Raw genomic sequence first — 16,493 nt, 5'->3', positions numbered from 1 at the left:
GTAGCTGTCGGCCCGTCTCAGGCAGGCGTCGAGGCCAGCGGCGCGCTGGTGACCCGCTTCTTCCGCAGCCCCTTGAAGAAGAGGACCATTCCAGGCAGGGTGAAGATCAGCGTGAAGATGGTGCCGATGCCGCGGACCGAAATGCCGTCGCTTTCATAGCCCACCACCACTGCCTGCGCGGGATTCTGTTCGCGGTAAATCACCGTGACGTCGCCGCCGACCGTGGGATGCTGCTCATGGTCCACGGCGGCACTGATCGAGTGCTTCGCACCGTCCGCTGACATGTACTGAACCCTGATGTCCCTTTTCGAGGCGTTCCTGAGGTCATCAAAGTCAACGATCGTTCCGGTGGTGTGGATGCCGCTCCGCGCGAGCTCTTCGTCTGCATCAGCCATTTGACTGCCGACGCCGATCATCACCGGCCCGGTCAGGACCATTAACGCTGCGAAAGTGACTGTTGCAAGGGTGGTTGATAATGATCGTGGCCTGCGGGGTTCAGAGGTATCCGCGGAGTTCATGATGCCCATTCTGCATGAAGACGTACGGCCAAGCGGAGCGCCCGACGGCACCGCTGTAACGGCATGCGTAGACCGGCTCGAACCGTGACCGAAGGAAGCGCGCCCTAGCCGCCACAACTGCTCAAGGTCAGCCTTGCCTTACTGGAGGCCTGGAACAAATTACGACATGATTGTGTTGTGTATTCCGTGACGAAGACTGTATCCGTGCCTTTGGCCGGCCCCAGGACGAATGGTGCCGTCCGCGGTTCCGTACGTCCGGCCGCGTCAAGTGCTGCGGAGACGGATGAGCGCACCCGCGACCGCGTACTGAGTGCGGTCCTGGAGCACGGCCCGGTCAGCGCTGCCGAGCTCGGCGACATGCTGGGCTTTACCCCAGCGGCGGTCCGCCGGCACCTTGACCGCCTTTCCCGTAACGGTCTTATCGAAGTGAAACGTGCAGCCAGGGGTAGCGCGGGCGCCGGTCGTCCGGCACGCCGCTATGTGCTGAGTTCCCGGGGCCAGTCTTCCCTCGGTGATGACTATCTCAACATTGCCGTATCGGCGCTCAGTCAACTCCAGGGCCTGGCCGGGGAAGAAGCTGTCCGCCGTTTCGCTGCCGAACGCTTCGCCGAGATGGAGAGCCGCTATGCACCGGAGATGGAGCAGGCGGGCGAGGACGTCACCGCCCGTGCCCGTGCTCTTTCCGCCGCATTGACCCGCGACGGATTTGCAGCGTCCGCGGCATCGGTGGATGCAAAAGCACCCCTGCCCGCCGCATTCTCCAGCGTTCAGCTCTGTCAGGGACACTGCCCGATCCAGCACCTAGCAGCCCGGTTTCCGGAGTTCTGCGACGCCGAAACCGAAGTGTTTTCAAGGCTGGTCGGTGTTGATGTCCGCAGGTTGTCCACGCTCGCCCGCGGCGGACATGTCTGCACCACCCACATTCCAACAGGCCGTCCGGCGGTCGCGAAGCCCGAAGCTTCCGGCCCTGTTCCCGGCAACCTGACACCAGTAGCCACCAACCAGCAAGGAAGGCCGTGATGACGGACCAACTATCAGAGAAGCCGGTAGCTGAAGACACCGTGATCTCAGAGATTCTCGAGAAGAATCCTGAGCTCCATGGTATCGGCACGTACGAGTACGGCTGGGCTGACAAGAACGACGTCGGCGCCAACGCACGTCGCGGTATCAACGATGAGGTAGTCCGTGATATCTCGTCCAAGAAGAGCGAGCCGCAGTGGATGTTGGATCTTCGCCTCAAGGGCCTGAAGTACTTTGACCGCAAGCCGATGCCCACCTGGGGCGCGGACCTGTCCGGCATCGACTTCGACAACATCAAGTACTTCGTGCGTTCCACTGAGAAGCAGGCCACCAGCTGGGAGGACCTGCCGGAGGACATCAAAAACACGTACGACAAGCTCGGCATCCCCGAGGCCGAAAAGCAGCGCCTGGTTTCCGGTGTTGCCGCCCAGTACGAGTCCGAGGTCGTCTATCACCAGCTGCGTGAGGATCTTGAGAAGCAGGGTGTTATCTTCCTGGACACGGACACTGCCCTGAAGGAACACCCGGAGATCTTCCAGGAGTACTTCGGCACGGTCATCCCTGTTGGCGACAACAAGTTCGCGTCGCTGAACACGGCCGTCTGGTCCGGTGGCTCCTTTGTGTACGTTCCCAAGGGCGTCCACGTCGACATCCCGCTGCAGGCCTACTTCCGTATCAACACGGAAAACATGGGGCAGTTCGAGCGCACGCTGATCATCGCCGACGAGGACTCCTACGTCCACTACATCGAAGGCTGCACCGCCCCCATCTACACGTCCGACTCCCTGCACTCCGCAGTCGTTGAGATCATCGTGAAGAAGGGCGCCCGCGTCCGCTACACCACCATCCAGAACTGGTCCAACAACGTTTACAACCTGGTGACCAAGCGAGCCATCTGCGAAGCCGGCGCCACCATGGAATGGGTGGATGGCAACATCGGCTCCAAGGTGACCATGAAGTACCCGGCCGTCTACCTGGTCGGCGAGCACGCCAAGGGCGAGACCTTGTCCATCGCTTTTGCCGGCGCGGGCCAGCACCAGGACACCGGCTCAAAGATGGTCCACATCGCTCCGAACACCAAGAGCTCCATCATTTCCAAGTCTGTCGCCCGAGGCGGCGGACGGGCAGCGTACCGCGGCCTGGTCCAGGTCCGCGAAGGAGCCAAGCACTCGGCCAATACCGTACGTTGTGACGCGCTGCTGGTGGACACCATCAGCCGCTCCGATACCTACCCGTACATCGACATCCGCGAGGACGACGTTGTGATGGGCCACGAGGCCACGGTCTCCCGGGTCAGCGAAGAACAGCTCTTCTACCTGATGTCCCGCGGCATGCGCGAAGACGAGGCCATGGCGATGATCGTCCGTGGCTTCATCGAGCCGATTGCCCGCGAACTCCCGATGGAGTACGCACTTGAGCTGAACCGCCTGATTGAACTGCAGATGGAAGGGTCCGTCGGATAACGATGACTGAAATCACTACCGAAAAAGCGCGCATCGGCGCGCCCTCAGCCCAGCCGTTCATCAACGGTTTTACCGAGGAAGGCGAGAGCCTTTCCCCGATCAATGCCGCTGATTCCAAGGCCCCGCTTGCCGGAGAGGCCGTCAAGGCACACTCCCACGGCGGCGGCGCCGGCGTGCCGGACAGCTCACGCGCCGGCCGCCTGACCTCGTACAAGCTGGCTGACTTTAAGCCGCTGACGGGCATGGAGGAGGACTGGCGGTTCACCCCGCTCAAGCGCCTTCGCGGCCTCCACACCGAGGTACTCAACGGCGCGGCACCGTCCGTGCACGTTGTCGCTCCGGCCGGTGTGGTGCTCGAAACCGTGGGCCGCGACGACGCCCGCATCGGCTCTGCCGGCATCCCGGAAGACCGCGTTTCGGCCAACGCCTGGGAAAACTTCGCAGAGGCCACCGTCATCACGGTTCCCGCTGAACTGCAGGTTGCCGGCGAGATCTCCGTCGCCATCGAGGGCACCGGCAGCCAGCCGTCCGCCCAGCACCTGGTGATCATCGCCAAAAGGTTTTCCAAGGCGGTAGTTGTCCTGGAACACCGGGGCAGCGCAGTCGTGTCCGAGAACGTCGAAATCCTGGTTGAAGACGGCGCCGAGCTCACCGTGATCTCGCTTCAGGAATGGAACGACGACGCAGTGCACGCCTCCTCGCAGCAGGCACGCCTGGGCCGGGACGCTAAGTTCAAGCACGTCGTGGTGTCGCTGGGCGGGGACCTGGTCCGCGTCACGCCCTCCACCCGGTTCACGGCAACGGGAGCCGAGGCCGAAATGTTTGGCCTGTACTACGCCGACGCCGGCCAGCACCTGGAGCAGCGCCTGTTCGTTGACCACGCGGTGGCCAACTGCAAGTCCAACGTGCTCTACAAAGGTGCACTGCAGGGCAAAAACGCGCACGCCGTCTGGGTAGGTGACGTCCTCATCCGTAAAGAGGCCGAAGGCACCGACACCTACGAGGCGAACCGCAACCTGGTCCTCACCGACGGGGCACGCGCAGACTCTGTGCCCAACCTGGAAATCGAAACCGGCCTTATCGCAGGTGCTGGCCACGCCAGCGCCACCGGCCGTTTCGATGACGAGCACCTGTTTTACCTCATGGCCCGGGGCATTCCGGAGAAGGTTGCCCGCCGACTCGTCGTGCGCGGCTTCCTCAACGAGATCATCCAGCAGATCGGGATTCCGGCCCTCGAAGAGCGGCTGACCGAAGCTGTTGAGCGCGAACTCGCCGCCAGCGAGCACTGATACCGCAGGCCACCAGCACTGCTGTTGCATAAGACTTAAGAACAACCAGAAAGAAGAGCATGTCAACTCTTGAGATCAAGGACCTGCACGTCAGCATTGAGACGGAGCAGGGCACCAAGGAGATCCTGAAGGGCGTCAGCCTGGTGATCCGCACCGGTGAAACCCACGCGATCATGGGTCCGAATGGTTCGGGCAAGTCCACCCTCGCCTCCACCATCGCCGGCCACCCGCGCTACATCGTGACCAGCGGTTCCATCACCCTTGACGGTGAAGACGTCCTGGAAATGAGCGTGGACGAGCGCGCGCGTGCCGGCCTGTTCCTCGCCATGCAGTACCCGGTCGAGGTTCCCGGGGTCAGCATGACGAACTTCCTGCGCACTGCCAAGACCGCCATTGACGGCGAGGCTCCGGCATTGCGTACCTGGACCAAGGAGGTCAAGTCGGCCATGGAACAGCTCCGCATCAACGCCGACTTCGCGCAGCGAAACGTCAACGAGGGCTTTTCCGGCGGCGAAAAGAAGCGGGTGGAGATCCTGCAGCTGGAACTCTTCAAGCCGAAGTTTGCCATCCTCGACGAGACCGACTCAGGCCTTGACGTGGATGCGCTGAAGGTCGTTTCCGAGGGCGTCAACCGCGCCCAGGCCGAAGGCAAGATGGGCACACTGCTCATCACCCACTACACACGGATCCTGCGCTACATCAAGCCGGAATTCGTCCACGTCTTCGTTGACGGCCAGGTTGTGGAAGAAGGCGGGCCCGAGCTGGCCGACCGCCTGGAAGAAGAAGGCTACGACCGTTACGCGGCCGGTGCAGGCGCTGCCGTTGCACCCGCCGTGCAGGCCTAGTTAGGATCCCTTATGACCGAAATAAATGTGGCCCGCACCAGCCTCGAGGACATCGAGGAGGCGCTCAAGGATGTCATCGACCCCGAACTGGGCGTCAACATCGTTGACCTCGGGCTGCTCTACGGTCTGAAGTATTCCGATGACGACGGCGCACTGCTGATCGACATGACACTGACCACCGCCGCCTGCCCCCTCACGGATGTGCTCGAGGAGCAGGTAGGCAAGGCGCTGGACGGCGTCGTGGATGACTGGCGGCTGAACTGGGTCTGGATGCCGCCGTGGGGTCCGGAACGGATCACCGACGATGGCAAGGACCAGATGCGGGCCCTCGGCTTCAACATCTGATCTGGCGTGAGTACGACGGCGGCCGGAGCTTTTCCCTAAGGGCAGTGGGAACTACGGAGTGGCCACCGCGAAGGTGTCGCACTGGTTGATGTCGCCGGTGTCGTAGCCTACGGAGAACCACTTCTGGCGCTGCTCGCTGGAGCCATGGGTCCAGGCCTCGGGGGAGACACGTCCGGTGGCTGCTTCCTGGATCCGGTCATCGCCCACCGCCGACGCCGCGGACAAAGCGTCGTTGAGGTCCTGTTGGGTGAGGGGTTCAAGGAACGGCTGGCCCGTTTGCGGATCGGGTTGCTCCGTGGCGTAGCGTACCCACAGTCCCGCAAGGCAATCGGCCTGGAGTTCGACCCTGACCGCGCCGGATTCCGGGCCCTGGGGATCCTGCTGGGCGCGGTCCAGGGTGCCGATGATGCTTTGCACGTGGTGACCGAATTCGTGCGCCACCACATACTCCTGTGCCAGGGGACCGCCGGAGGAACCAAAGCGGTCCACCAGTTCCTGGAAGAACCCCGGATCGAAGTAGGCGGTGGAATCAGCCGGACAGTAGAAGGGTCCTACCGCGGAGGTGGCGTTGCCGCACCCGGTGCTGGTGGCGCCGTCGAAGATGACTGTTTCCGGCCGGGGGTACTGCACGCCATAATCGTCCAGGTAGTCCGGCCAGAAGGCGTTGAGGCTGTTGACCGTCCCCACAATGCGGCAGTCGAGGCGGGCGTCGGCGTCGGCCCCGATGGCGCAGGCCGGGCCGGTGGCCTGCCCCTGCCCTTGGCCCTGGTCAGTGCCCATACCGGTAAGCCCATCCAGCATGGCCGGGTTCACCCCGAGCAGCACCAGGAGGAGCACCACAATGCCTCCACCGATGCCACCGCCGATCTTGGTGCCGCGTCCCATGCCGCCCCGGCGGTCCTGCACCTGCGAGGGATCCAGGCGAACGTTGTCATTGAAGCTCATAGTGAAACTCTAGACGCCACACAATGCGGGGCATGTGCATACGGCCGCTAAAATTGGCGTGATGCCATTCCTTGACCGACTTCAGCGCTGGGCCGACGACCGCCCCGATGCCCCCGCTGTTGTGGTTGCCGGCCGTTACCTCAGCTGGTCGGATCTTCGCAAAGCGGCTGCGGCCGTCCTCCCGCAGACGCCGGCCCTGAGCGTCCTCGCGCAGCCCAACTCCGTCGATTTCGCGGTCTCCTTTGCGGCAGGCATTGCCGGAACGCGCCAGTGCGCGGTGCTCGATCCCACCTGGCCGGAAGCTGTCCGGGACGGCATCAGTGAGAATCTGGCTGAGTCCTACGCCGGAGCCCTGGCGGTGCAGCCTGCCAGACCCTTGGCAGAGGAACTGGCAGATGGGCCGCCGGACACGCCTTTCCTGATCGGGCTCACGTCAGGTACCACCTCGGTCCCAAAAGCCTTCACCCGCTCCCGGCGATCCTGGCAACTGTCCTTCGAAGCGTCGATCGCATTCTTTGGCCTGCGCCAGGATGACATCACCCTGGCCCCGGGCCCACTCGCGGCCAGCCTGAATCTGTATGCCCTGGCTGAGTGCCTGTATGCAGGCACGCAGTTCAATACGCTCGAATCGTTCGATATTTCCGACGTCCACACAGCCGTGGCATTCGATGGTGTGACCCGGCTGGTCGTGGTGCCAACCATGCTCCGGCTCCTCAGCGAACGAGGACTGGCCGGGGGAGTTGACGCGTCAGGGCTGCGGAGCATCATCTGCGCCGGTTCCAAGCTGGACGCCCGAACCCTGGAAGCCGCGCGACGCTGGGCTCCGGCAGCGACTATTTTTGAGTATTACGGCGCCTCAGAGCTCAGCTTCGTGGCCGGTTCGGGGCTTGCCCCCGGCGAACCGGCAGCCGCCGGGAACACCAGGATCGGCAAGGCTTTCCCGGGGGTGGACATCAGGATCCTGGGCGGTATCGACACAGCTACAGCTACAGCTACAGCTGCCGATACAGACGCTGATGGTGGGGCTTCTGACACAACATCAAGCAGCATGGAACTTCCCGACGGCGAGGCAGGCTGGATCTGTGTCCGCAGCGGCATGGTCAGCAATGGCTACCTGTGGGGCGATGACGGCGAGGCCCTGCGTTCCCTGGACGGCTGGTACACCGTGGGGGACCAGGGCTACCTGGAGGACGGTGCGCTGCATATCCTTGGCCGGCGCTCAGACATGATCCTGGCAGCCGGCCGCAATGTCTACCCTCACGAGGTCGAGCTGGCGTTGACCTCCATTCCAGGCGTGGCATCGGCCGTGGCAGTGGGCATGCCGGATGACCTCCGCGGCCAGAAAGTTGTGGCAGGGATTGTGCCCGCCAACGGAGCAATCACCGTGACGCAAATCAGGACCGCATTGGCGGATGCTTTAGCCAGGGAAAAGCGACCGCAGCAGTATTACCTCCTGGACGGGCTGCCTGTGACGGACCGCGGGAAAGTCAGCCGCGGACTTCTCCGCGAGTGGATCGAGGCCGGCGACGGCAGGGTTAAGCACCTTGGCTGACGGAAGCACCGCGGAGCGTCAGCCCGTCATTATCGCTGCCCGGCGGACGCCCGTAGTCCGGGCGAAAGGCGCCCTTCGCGATGTGCCGGTACAGCGGCTGCTGGCACCGGTGCTGGAGGCCTTGCTGGCGGAACTGGCCCTGTCCGGCGGCGCTGTTGACGACGTTTTTATCGGTAACGCTGTGGGAGGCGGCGGCAACGCGGCCAGGCTCTCCCTTCTTGAGGCCGGACTGCCTGTTCACGTGCCCGGCATCACCATTGACCGGCAGTGCGGCTCCGGCCTGGACGCCATAGTGCTGGCCAGCCGGCTGGTAGGGGCCGGCGGAAACCCGCTGTATTTGGCCGGGGGAGCGGAAAGCGTCAGCACGGCGCCACTGCGTGCCATCAGGAATCACGACGGCGAACCGGAGTTTTACGCCCGGGCCCGGTTTTCGCCGGACAGCCTTGGCGATCCGGACATGGGTGTCGCGGCAGAGAACGTTGCCCGGGAATACGGCACCAGCCGCCAACAGCAGGACGATTTCGCCCTGGCAAGCCATACACGGGCCCTGCAGGCTTTGGTCACCGGAGCCTTCACTCACGAGATTGTCCCGGTTCCCGCAACCTCCGGCACAGTAACCATCGACGACGGCCCCCGGCCTGCCCTGACTGGCGGAATCCTGGCACGTTTCCCGCCGGCGTTTGTCCCCGGAGGAACAGTCACCGCCGGGAACTCGTGCTTTGATGCAGACGCGGCATCCGCCGTCGTGATCACCTCGTTGGCGCGTGCCCGCGAGCTGGGGGCCGTCGACGGTTTGCTGGTGGAAGGGTCGGAAACGGCCGGCGTCGAACCAAGGCTGCTGGGCATGGGAGCGGCCGCCGCGGCGGAAAGGCTTTTGCGGAAGCGGCAGCTCGTGGCCGATGCGCTGGACCTGGTGGAATTCAACGAGGCGTTCGCGTCGCAGACCCTTGCCTGCCTGACCCGGCTCGGTATCGATCCGGCCCGGGCGAACCTCGACGGCGGGGCGCTGGCGATGGGCCATGCCTACGGCGCGTCGGGCGCAGTCCTCGTTACCAGGCTGCTTGCCCAGGCCCGCACGAGTCCCGGCCGCGGATCCCTGGCGCTGGCGATGATCAGCGGCGCCGGGGGCCTGGGTACTGCGGCCCTCTTCCGGTACGTCCGCATTACCCCAAAGTAAGTAGCAGTAGTTGCCGTATACAGTGCTGTAAACGGCAACTACTGCTGCTCAGTTGGGTCGTCAGGTTCGCCAAGGCCGCGGGCGGCGAGCGCTTCACCCGTCTGCCTTGCGTAGGCCACCGTGGTGATGAATACCGGCAGCACCAGCGCCCGTGGGTTCCGTTCCAGTCCCCGCGCCTTGGCAGAGTCCCGCACGTCGGAGAACGTTCCGGCGATAAATGGAATGCTGCGCAGCATAATGGCGATGGTCAAGGCGAAGCGCTCCGGGTCCGCGCCGAAACGCCGGAAAGGCGTTGCCAGGGAAGTTACGCCGTCGAGCAGCCGTTGCAGGGGAGTGGTTGCCGTCAGGACCGACGCCGCCACCACACACACCAGGATGTTCAGGACGATCCGGGCAGCAGTTGGTCCGCCCAGTTGCCACCATTGAAAGAGGCCGATCACCGCCAGCACGGGAAGCAGTGGCCGGACTGCCCGGAACAGCCTGCGCGCTCCCGCGCCGCTGAGCAGGAACAGCGCCGCCATGGCAGCCAGTACGGTGCCGGATACCAGCCAGTCGGTAATCAGGAACGATGCAAAACCGGCGCCAACCACTGTCAGGAACTTCAGCCAAAGCGGGCAGCGGTGAAGAAAGGACCCGCCAGGCACGTAATTGGCCAGCAGGAAACCGTGCCCCCTCATCCCATCCCCGGAACACCCAGCGCCAGCGCGCGGTAATGCTCGACGGCGGCTACCGGGCCGCCGTCGAAAACTACCCGGCCGGTGTCGATCACCAGCACGCGGTCCATGCCGGTGACCAGCTCAAGATCATGGGTGGACATAATGATCTGCTGGTCCAGGCTGTCCAGGGTCCGGCGGAGCAGTTCACGGTTGCGGAGGTCCAGGAGGGTGGACGGTTCGTCGAGCACCAGGACGGCGGGATCGACCGCCAGGACGGCCGCGAGCGCCATTAACTGCCGTTCGCCGCCGGACAGTTCGTAGATGCTCTGCTCAGCCAGGCCCAGGAGGCCAAACCGCTCCAGCGCTTCCTCGGCCAGGCGGCGCCGGTCAAGCCCGTTGCGGACTGTTCGGCGCAGCGATAGCTCCACGTCCTCCCGGCCCGTAGGCATCACCAGCTGGGACAGCGGGTCCGTGAAAACGAAGCCGACCGAGCGGCGGACGGCACGGACGTCGCGGATGGTGTCCTTTCCGTTGACGGTGACTGAACCGGACGTTGGTTGCGCCAGACCGTTGATGAGCCGGAGGAAGGTGGATTTGCCGGAGCCGTTTGATCCGATAACCCCGATCCGGTGTTCCGTCATAGTGAGGGAGACCTGATCCAGAAGTGTCCTGTGTTGGTCGGTACCGTCAATGGGTACCCGGACCGTAGCTCCGGTGAAAGAGATAGTGGCCATCATTACTGCCGGGCCGCGCGCCGCACCAGGATGTCCGGGAACGCCCGGTGGAGGGACACGGCAATCAGGGCTGCCAGGATGTTCTTCACCACGTCCCCGGGATAGAAAGCCAGGTCTGCGAAGAAGGCCTGCTGGATGGTGGCACCGGTATTAAGGGCAATGCCGGCCACGCCCAGGCTGTGGATAGTGAGGATGCTGGTGAACATGGCAGCAGCGAACAGCCACACAGCGCGAAGCCGCCTGGTCCGGCGCAGGACCTGGACGGTCAGGAAGCCCACCAGGGTGGCCGCCACCGTGAAGCCCACAATGTAACCGGCTGACGGGCCCGCCAGTATGCCAAGTCCGCTGCGGCCACCGGAGAAAATGGGCAGCCCGGCCAGTCCCAACAACGTGTACAGCCCGACGGCGGCAAAAGCGCGGCCGGGGCCAAGGACCATGCCCGTGAGCATCACAGCCAAGGTCTGGAGGGTGATGGGGACTCCTACAGCCAGGGGAATGCCCGGTACCAGGGCGGCGCCCGCGACGAGGGCTGCAAAGACGGCGATCAGGCCGAGGTCCGTGGCGTTCCATCGCTGGCGGCGGGCAGCGGGAATGGTGACTACTGTGTCTGCTTGGCTCATGGGTCTTTCCTGTGGGTTCCTGCAACTGTTGTCGCAGCGGGAGGTGCGGGAGTGATGATGTGCTTTCGACGATACGGGCCCCCTGCGGCGGCGTTTTTGTAGCCCTGCCACTAAAGCGGAGGTCACATCCTGCAGGCGTTGCACAAGCTCTCCTGCCGGTAGACTGGTCTAGGCCGTCTCTGGCCACTGCCCGGCAGCCATGGTGCAACCCGGCATCGGTCCAATCCGATGCGTTGAACCCATGCTGCGGCTTCCCTGTTGTGAAAGGCCTTACCTGCTGTGATTACTGTCCAGGATCTTGAACTGCGCGCTGGCGCCCGGCTCCTTATGGACCAGGTGAGCTTCCGCATCGACAAGGGTGACAAAATCGGGCTGGTGGGCCGCAACGGTGCCGGGAAAACGACTCTCACCCGGGTCCTGGCGGGCGAGGGACTTCCCGCCGGAGGCAAGGTAACGCGCAGTGGCGAAATCGGATACCTTCCGCAGGATCCCCGCACCCCGGACATGGAGCAGCTGGCCCGCGACCGCATCCTTGCTGCCCGGGGCCTGGACGTCGCCGTGGGGAAACTGCGGTTGGCGCACGAGGAAATGGCCAGCGAGGATCCAGAGGTCCAGCGCAAGGCCATGAACAGGTACGACCGCCTGGAATCTGAGTTCCTGGCGGCCGGAGGCTACTCGGCCGAGGCCGAAGCCGCCGCCATCTGCTCCAACCTGGCCCTCCCGGACAGGATCCTGAACCAGCCGTTGAAAACGCTCTCCGGTGGCCAGCGCCGCCGCGTCGAGCTGGCCCGGATTCTCTATTCCGACGCCGAAACCATGCTGCTCGATGAGCCCACCAACCACCTCGACGCCGACTCCATCGCCTGGCTGCGTGACTTCCTCAAGAACCACCAGGGCGGCCTGATCGTGATCAGCCACGATACCGAGCTCCTCGAAGCCACTGTTAACAAGGTTTTCCTCCTGGACGCCAACCGTGCCCAGATCGATTTCTACAACATGGACTGGAAGCGCTACCTCCTGCAGCGCGAAACGGACGAACGCGCCCGCAAACGCGAGCGGGCCAACGCCGAGAAGAAGGCCCAGGTCCTGTTCGACCAGGCCAACAAGATGCGGGCCAAGGCCACCAAGGCAGTGGCGGCACAGAACATGGCCAAGCGCGCAGAACGGCTGTTGAGCGGGCTGGAGGCCGTCCGTGAAAACGACCGCGTGGCAGCCCTGCGGTTCCCGGACCCGTCGCCCTGCGGCAAGACGCCGCTCACGGCTGAGGGCCTTAGCAAGTCCTACGGCTCGCTGGAGATCTTCACCGATGTGGACCTGGCCATCGACCGCGGCTCCAAGGTGGTTATCCTGGGCCTGAACGGTGCGGGCAAAACCACACTGCTGCGCATGCTCGCAGGCGTGGACAAGCCGGACACCGGGGACGTCATCGCGGGGCACGGGCTTAAGGTGGGCTACTACGCCCAGGAACACGACACCCTGGACGTCAACCGCACGGTCCTGGAAAACATGCGCTCGTCTGCACCGGACATGAAGGACGCAGAGGTCCGCGGAATCCTGGGTTCGTTCCTGTTCTCCGGCGACGATGTGGACAAGCCGGCCGGGGTTCTCTCCGGTGGCGAGAAGACCCGCCTGGCCCTGGCCACGATCGTTGCCTCCAGCGCCAACGTGCTGCTCCTGGACGAACCCACGAACAACCTGGACCCGGCCAGCCGCGCCGAAATCCTGGGTGCGCTCCGCAACTATTCCGGCGCCGTCGTGCTGGTCAGCCACGATGAAGGCGCAGTCGAGGCGTTGAACCCGGAGCGGGTGGTCCTCCTGCCCGACGGCGTTGAGGACCACTGGAACGAGGATTACCTGGACCTCATCACCCTGGCCTAGCCGGGACGGCGGTTAAAAGCCGCGCGGGCTAAAAACCCTGGCGGTCAAGGATGGCGTCTTCCTCTTCCTCGGCCGTCGGGGTTTTCCGTTTCCGCGGAGCCGGACCCGGGCGGGCGCCGTGGACTGCCGCATAGCGGGGCTGGGATTCGTCATCCTCAGCGTCGATGGCTGCGTTCCGTGCCTGCTGCCTGGCGGCATAGCCGAAGGCCACGAACATCAGCACACCGAACGCAAACCACTGCAGCGAGTAGGACAAGTGCGTTCCCTCGTTAACAGATGGCATGGGGAACCCTACGGGTTTGTCTGCCGGCGCCGGATCCTCACCGGCCAGTTGCCCATAGGCGCCGGTCAGCACCGGGTAGCCGAGTTCGGCAGCGTAGGTTGACAGGTCGATGGAAGCCAACTGTCCCTGCGGGGCAGTCCGGTCCAGCTGCGGCTCGCCTGCTTTAAGGCGGACGACGGCGGTAACGTCACCGTAAGGCGGGGCAGGGATGCTGTCCGGATGGCCGGCCGTGTTGTTGCCAATAGGGAGCCAGCCGCGATCCACGATGACCGTTTCGCCGGTGTTGAGGCGGAACGGCACCACCACTTCATAGCCCGGCTGCCCGTTGAGGGGCCGGTTCCGCACGATCCGCTGGCCCTCAACGTCATAGCTGCCCTGCAGCCGTACCTGGGTCCATTCGCGCTCCGGCTGGAGGCTGATGAACTGATCGCGGGCAGCATTGAAGTCCAGTGGCTCGGCGGAATAGTTGGACGTTACCCGGTTGATCTCGGCCAGCGTCTCTGCCCGGCGGTCCATCTGCCATCGGCCCAGGAAGACGCAGGCCGCTGCGAAGATGGCTGCGAGCAGAAGGTAACCCAGCCATTTGCTGGAGAAAAGAAAGCGGTACATTCAGTGATCCTGCCCGTCAGCCGGCAGGTTCCCCTGGTGGGCGGCTGAAGTTCCATTGTCCGGCAGCAGGGGCAGTGTCTCTTTCCAGAGGCCACGCTGCTGCAGGTATTCCTCAAGCCAGCCGTGGTGTTCCGGGCAGGCAAGCCAGATTTTGCGGCGGTCCGGGGTGTGGATCTTGGGGTTGTTCCACAACAGTTGCCACAGTGCCGGCGCCCGGCAGCCCTTCCGGGAGCAGCGGGCTTCGGCAGGGCCGTCGACATTTCCAGTGCCGCCGGCCAGGTCAAAGATACTCATGAGGCGCGCTTTTCCTGTTCCTCGGGTCCGTCGTCGTCCGGCACCACTTCGCCTTGCAGGATCACCGGCCCGCTGTCCGTGGTCCCTGTGCTGCTGCCGTCACCGTAGGCATTGCCGTCGGCGGCGGCTTCCGGCGCTGACTGTGCAGCCGGGCCTTCCAGTTCCACGTAGGGGGCCGTGTCCAGGAGAGTGTCGCTGTGGATCGCTGCCTGGTCGCTGCCGTTCGCGATGACTACGGCCACCCACGGCAGGAACAGGGCACCGGCCACCATAACCAACTTGAACCAGCCGTCGACGACGAAGATCAGGACCAGGCAAACCATGCGGATTCCCATGGCCAATCCGTACTGGATCATCCGCTTGCGCATGTCAGTGGAGTGCGCCACGGCAGCATTGGAAATGCTGTGCACCTCCGCATCCGTCAGGTTATTGTTGCGGGCGTGATGGTCTGCGGACATGGACTTTCGGAAGGGGTTTAAGGGGGTCATTAGTGGCGGATCACGCTCCCAAGGCTTCCTGCAATTCTCTCACCTTCCGAGGTGCGGCCCCAAACCCGGGCTAAGATCGTTGGCAGGCAATCCCAACCCTCGACGGCGGCGCCACTGCGCCGCAGATCCGGAGCACCCCCATGACTGAAGCAGTTTCGAGCGCCCGCAGTGTCCTCATCACCGGTGGCAACCGCGGAATCGGACTGGCTATCGCAGAGTCTTTCCTGGCCAACGGCGACAAGGTGGCCGTGACCTACCGGAGCGAGTCACCGTTGCCCGAGGGCATCCTGGGGGTGAAAGCCGATGTCACCGACCCGGCCTCTGTGGACGCGGCCTTTACCGAGGTGGAAGCCGCCCACGGGCCGGTTGAAGTGCTGGTTGCCAACGCGGGCATTACCAGAGACACCTTGCTGCTGCGTATGAGCGAAGAAGACTTCACCTCCGTCATCGACACCAACCTGACCGGCGCCTTCCGCGTCATCAAGCGTGCCACCAAGGGCATGATGAAGCTGCGCAAGGGACGGGTGGTGCTGATCTCGTCAGTTTCCGGGCTGTATGGCGCCCCGGGTCAGATTAATTACTCCGCGTCCAAGGCGGGGCTTGTGGGCATTGCCCGTTCTCTGACCCGTGAACTCGGTTCACGCGGCATCACAGCCAACGTTGTCGCACCCGGGTTCATCAACACGGACATGACTGCCGAACTTCCGGAGGCAACGCAGAAGGACTACCTGGCCAAGGTGCCGGCCGCACGGTTTGCTGAGGCGTCCGAGGTAGCGAATGTGGTGCGCTGGGTGGCCAGCGATGAGGCCGGTTACATCTCCGGCGCGGTCATTCCGGTGGACGGCGGCCTGGGCATGGGTCACTGACCCAGCAGTTAAGGCCCAGCTTTGGAGGGGTCATACAACTGATTTCGCCGCTGCCGCTGGCATGATGAAGAGCGAACCCACTGCGTTTGGACGTATTCAACAAGAAGGAGCTCGAATGGGACTGCTGGATAACAAGACTGCGATAGTGACAGGTTCTTCGCGGGGCGTCGGAGCCGACGTCGCGAAGTTCCTTGCTGCCGAAGGCGCCGCCGTCGTCGTGAATTACCGGCAAAAGGCCCCCCGCGCGAACAAAGTCGTGGCGGAGATCGAAGCCGCGGGAGGTCGTGCCGTCGCGGTCGGTGCAGACCTCACCACTGCCGAGGGTGTACAGGCCCTGGCAAGTGCTGCCATGGAGAACTTCGGTTCGCTGGATCTTCTGGTGCTCAACGCTTCAGGCGGTATGGAATCAGGCATGGAGGAGGGCTACGCGCTTAAGCTCAACCGCGACGCCCAGGTCAACATGCTTAACGCTGCCGCCCCGCTGATGCCGGAGGGCTCCAAGGTGGTGTTTGTCACCAGCCACCAGGCGCACTTCATTGAAACCGTGCCCACCATGCCGGAATACGAGCCCGTGGCCCGCAGCAAACGTGCCGGCGAGGACGCTTTGAGGGAACTGGTGCCGAACCTTGCCGAGCAGGGCATTTCCCTGGTGGTGGTTTCCGGCGACATGATCGAAGGAACCGTCACCGCCACCCTGCTGGATCGGTCCAACCCTGGTGCCATCGAGGCCCGCCGCGCCGAGGCCGGGAAGCTGTACTCTGTTTCCGAGTTCGCCGCCGAGATCGTGAAGATGGCGACTGCCGACGTCGAGACCGGCTACACGCATTACGTTGGCGGTGCCGACTACTTCGGCAAGAGCGCGGTCTAACAGCTCCTCCAAGAACGTCGAGGATGGCACGGCGGGCAATGTT

Annotated in this window: 18 protein-coding genes; 10 read left to right on the top strand and 8 right to left on the bottom strand. The window is 64.0% G+C overall.

Annotated features, from left to right (window positions below; translation table 11 throughout):
- Nucleotides 1-17: 17 nt before the first annotated feature.
- On the bottom strand, nucleotides 18-518 hold the full coding sequence (locus tag AC50X5_RS11205; protein ID WP_494976184.1) for a DUF3592 domain-containing protein: 501 nt from the start codon (nucleotides 516-518) through the stop codon (nucleotides 18-20).
- Nucleotides 519-695: 177 nt separating this feature from the next.
- Here AC50X5_RS11205 and AC50X5_RS11200 point away from each other — a divergent pair, with 177 nt between their 5' ends.
- From AC50X5_RS11200 to AC50X5_RS11180, 5 genes are read left to right on the top strand one after another with little or no spacing between them, the layout of a single operon-like run.
- Nucleotides 696-1,538 carry a helix-turn-helix transcriptional regulator gene (locus AC50X5_RS11200; RefSeq protein ID WP_494976183.1) on the top strand — a complete coding sequence of 281 codons (843 nt, stop codon included), beginning with the start codon at nucleotides 696-698 and terminating at the stop codon, nucleotides 1,536-1,538.
- The gene (gene sufB, locus AC50X5_RS11195) at nucleotides 1,538-3,001 is read left to right on the top strand and encodes a Fe-S cluster assembly protein SufB (protein ID WP_494976182.1); all 1,464 of its coding nucleotides are present in this window, start codon (nucleotides 1,538-1,540) and stop codon (nucleotides 2,999-3,001) included. Before AC50X5_RS11200 ends, sufB begins: the two co-directional genes overlap by 1 nt.
- 2 nt (nucleotides 3,002-3,003) lie before the next feature.
- Complete coding sequence (gene sufD / locus AC50X5_RS11190) at nucleotides 3,004-4,290, top strand: Fe-S cluster assembly protein SufD (protein WP_494976181.1); 1,287 nt, start codon at nucleotides 3,004-3,006, stop codon at nucleotides 4,288-4,290.
- A 59-nt stretch (nucleotides 4,291-4,349) separates the two neighbouring features.
- Entirely contained in the window at nucleotides 4,350-5,135 is a 786-nt protein-coding gene (gene sufC / locus AC50X5_RS11185; RefSeq protein WP_494976180.1) for a Fe-S cluster assembly ATPase SufC, read from the top strand.
- 12 nt (nucleotides 5,136-5,147) lie between these two features.
- A complete protein-coding gene (locus AC50X5_RS11180) occupies nucleotides 5,148-5,480 on the top strand; it encodes a metal-sulfur cluster assembly factor (RefSeq protein ID WP_494976179.1) in 333 nt (110 codons plus the stop codon).
- A gap of 51 nt (nucleotides 5,481-5,531) precedes the next feature.
- Here the strand turns inward: AC50X5_RS11180 and ypfJ are convergent, their stop codons facing one another.
- Nucleotides 5,532-6,425 (bottom strand): KPN_02809 family neutral zinc metallopeptidase, encoded by an 894-nt coding sequence (gene ypfJ, locus AC50X5_RS11175; protein WP_494976178.1) that lies wholly within the window; start codon nucleotides 6,423-6,425, stop codon nucleotides 5,532-5,534.
- 61 nt (nucleotides 6,426-6,486) lie between these two features.
- Here ypfJ and AC50X5_RS11170 point away from each other — a divergent pair, with 61 nt between their 5' ends.
- A complete protein-coding gene (locus tag AC50X5_RS11170) occupies nucleotides 6,487-7,977 on the top strand; it encodes a class I adenylate-forming enzyme family protein (RefSeq protein ID WP_494976177.1) in 1,491 nt (496 codons plus the stop codon).
- Entirely contained in the window at nucleotides 7,970-9,154 is a 1,185-nt protein-coding gene (locus tag AC50X5_RS11165; protein ID WP_494976176.1) for a thiolase family protein, read from the top strand. Before AC50X5_RS11170 ends, AC50X5_RS11165 begins: the two co-directional genes overlap by 8 nt.
- 38 nt (nucleotides 9,155-9,192) lie before the next feature.
- On the opposite strand, the gene AC50X5_RS11160 is transcribed toward AC50X5_RS11165, so the two are convergent.
- From AC50X5_RS11160 to AC50X5_RS11150, 3 genes are read right to left on the bottom strand one after another with little or no spacing between them, the layout of a single operon-like run.
- The gene (locus tag AC50X5_RS11160; protein ID WP_494976175.1) at nucleotides 9,193-9,831 is read right to left on the bottom strand and encodes an energy-coupling factor transporter transmembrane component T family protein; all 639 of its coding nucleotides are present in this window, start codon (nucleotides 9,829-9,831) and stop codon (nucleotides 9,193-9,195) included.
- Nucleotides 9,828-10,544, bottom strand: coding sequence for an energy-coupling factor ABC transporter ATP-binding protein (locus AC50X5_RS11155; protein WP_494976392.1), 717 nt, complete (start codon nucleotides 10,542-10,544; stop codon nucleotides 9,828-9,830). Before AC50X5_RS11155 ends, AC50X5_RS11160 begins: the two co-directional genes overlap by 4 nt.
- 2 nt (nucleotides 10,545-10,546) lie before the next feature.
- Nucleotides 10,547-11,164: a biotin transporter BioY gene (locus tag AC50X5_RS11150; RefSeq protein ID WP_494976174.1), complete on the bottom strand. Its 618-nt coding sequence runs from the start codon at nucleotides 11,162-11,164 to the stop codon at nucleotides 10,547-10,549.
- A 279-nt stretch (nucleotides 11,165-11,443) separates the two neighbouring features.
- Here AC50X5_RS11150 and AC50X5_RS11145 point away from each other — a divergent pair, with 279 nt between their 5' ends.
- Entirely contained in the window at nucleotides 11,444-13,042 is a 1,599-nt protein-coding gene (locus tag AC50X5_RS11145) for an ABC-F family ATP-binding cassette domain-containing protein (RefSeq protein WP_493985544.1), read from the top strand.
- Between the two features lie 28 nt (nucleotides 13,043-13,070).
- On the opposite strand, the gene AC50X5_RS11140 is transcribed toward AC50X5_RS11145, so the two are convergent.
- Genes AC50X5_RS11140 through AC50X5_RS11130 form a run of 3 tightly spaced genes read right to left on the bottom strand, consistent with a single transcriptional unit; the run spans nucleotide 13,071 to nucleotide 14,686 of the window.
- Nucleotides 13,071-13,934, bottom strand: a complete 864-nt coding sequence (locus tag AC50X5_RS11140) for an SURF1 family cytochrome oxidase biogenesis protein (RefSeq protein ID WP_494976173.1) — start codon at nucleotides 13,932-13,934, stop codon at nucleotides 13,071-13,073.
- Nucleotides 13,935-14,228, bottom strand: coding sequence for a hypothetical protein (locus AC50X5_RS11135; RefSeq protein WP_494976172.1), 294 nt, complete (start codon nucleotides 14,226-14,228; stop codon nucleotides 13,935-13,937).
- Nucleotides 14,225-14,686 (bottom strand): DUF3099 domain-containing protein, encoded by a 462-nt coding sequence (locus AC50X5_RS11130; RefSeq protein WP_494976391.1) that lies wholly within the window; start codon nucleotides 14,684-14,686, stop codon nucleotides 14,225-14,227. Before AC50X5_RS11130 ends, AC50X5_RS11135 begins: the two co-directional genes overlap by 4 nt.
- Nucleotides 14,687-14,856: 170 nt before the next feature.
- On the opposite strand from AC50X5_RS11130, the gene AC50X5_RS11125 reads away from it, so the two are divergent.
- Together AC50X5_RS11125 and AC50X5_RS11120 are read left to right on the top strand one after the other, a co-directional pair.
- Nucleotides 14,857-15,582 (top strand): beta-ketoacyl-ACP reductase, encoded by a 726-nt coding sequence (locus AC50X5_RS11125; RefSeq protein WP_494976171.1) that lies wholly within the window; start codon nucleotides 14,857-14,859, stop codon nucleotides 15,580-15,582.
- Nucleotides 15,583-15,697: 115 nt separating this feature from the next.
- The gene (locus AC50X5_RS11120) at nucleotides 15,698-16,450 is read left to right on the top strand and encodes an SDR family oxidoreductase (protein WP_494976170.1); all 753 of its coding nucleotides are present in this window, start codon (nucleotides 15,698-15,700) and stop codon (nucleotides 16,448-16,450) included.
- Nucleotides 16,451-16,493: the final 43 nt, after the last annotated feature.

The organism is Pseudarthrobacter sp. MDT1-40-2 (assembly GCF_059383595.1).
The sequence above is the reverse complement of the archived record's forward strand: the minus strand, read 5'-3'. Positions and strand labels throughout refer to the sequence as shown.

What these genes read in the sequence shown, in the direction of transcription:
- AC50X5_RS11205 (WP_494976184.1), bottom strand. Translation starts at nt 518, where the DNA reads ATGAACTCCGCGGATACCTCTGAACCCCGCAGGCCACGATCATTATCA.
- sufB (WP_494976182.1), top strand. Translation starts at nt 1,538, where the DNA reads ATGACGGACCAACTATCAGAGAAGCCGGTAGCTGAAGACACCGTGATC.
- sufD (WP_494976181.1), top strand. Translation starts at nt 3,004, where the DNA reads ATGACTGAAATCACTACCGAAAAAGCGCGCATCGGCGCGCCCTCAGCC.
- sufC (WP_494976180.1), top strand. Translation starts at nt 4,350, where the DNA reads ATGTCAACTCTTGAGATCAAGGACCTGCACGTCAGCATTGAGACGGAG.
- AC50X5_RS11180 (WP_494976179.1), top strand. Translation starts at nt 5,148, where the DNA reads ATGACCGAAATAAATGTGGCCCGCACCAGCCTCGAGGACATCGAGGAG.
- ypfJ (WP_494976178.1), bottom strand. Translation starts at nt 6,425, where the DNA reads ATGAGCTTCAATGACAACGTTCGCCTGGATCCCTCGCAGGTGCAGGAC.
- AC50X5_RS11170 (WP_494976177.1), top strand. Translation starts at nt 6,487, where the DNA reads ATGCCATTCCTTGACCGACTTCAGCGCTGGGCCGACGACCGCCCCGAT.
- AC50X5_RS11160 (WP_494976175.1), bottom strand. Translation starts at nt 9,831, where the DNA reads ATGAGGGGGCACGGTTTCCTGCTGGCCAATTACGTGCCTGGCGGGTCC.
- AC50X5_RS11155 (WP_494976392.1), bottom strand. Translation starts at nt 10,544, where the DNA reads ATGGCCACTATCTCTTTCACCGGAGCTACGGTCCGGGTACCCATTGAC.
- AC50X5_RS11150 (WP_494976174.1), bottom strand. Translation starts at nt 11,164, where the DNA reads ATGAGCCAAGCAGACACAGTAGTCACCATTCCCGCTGCCCGCCGCCAG.
- AC50X5_RS11140 (WP_494976173.1), bottom strand. Translation starts at nt 13,934, where the DNA reads ATGTACCGCTTTCTTTTCTCCAGCAAATGGCTGGGTTACCTTCTGCTC.
- AC50X5_RS11135 (WP_494976172.1), bottom strand. Translation starts at nt 14,228, where the DNA reads ATGAGTATCTTTGACCTGGCCGGCGGCACTGGAAATGTCGACGGCCCT.
- AC50X5_RS11130 (WP_494976391.1), bottom strand. Translation starts at nt 14,686, where the DNA reads ATGTCCGCAGACCATCACGCCCGCAACAATAACCTGACGGATGCGGAG.
- AC50X5_RS11125 (WP_494976171.1), top strand. Translation starts at nt 14,857, where the DNA reads ATGACTGAAGCAGTTTCGAGCGCCCGCAGTGTCCTCATCACCGGTGGC.
- AC50X5_RS11120 (WP_494976170.1), top strand. Translation starts at nt 15,698, where the DNA reads ATGGGACTGCTGGATAACAAGACTGCGATAGTGACAGGTTCTTCGCGG.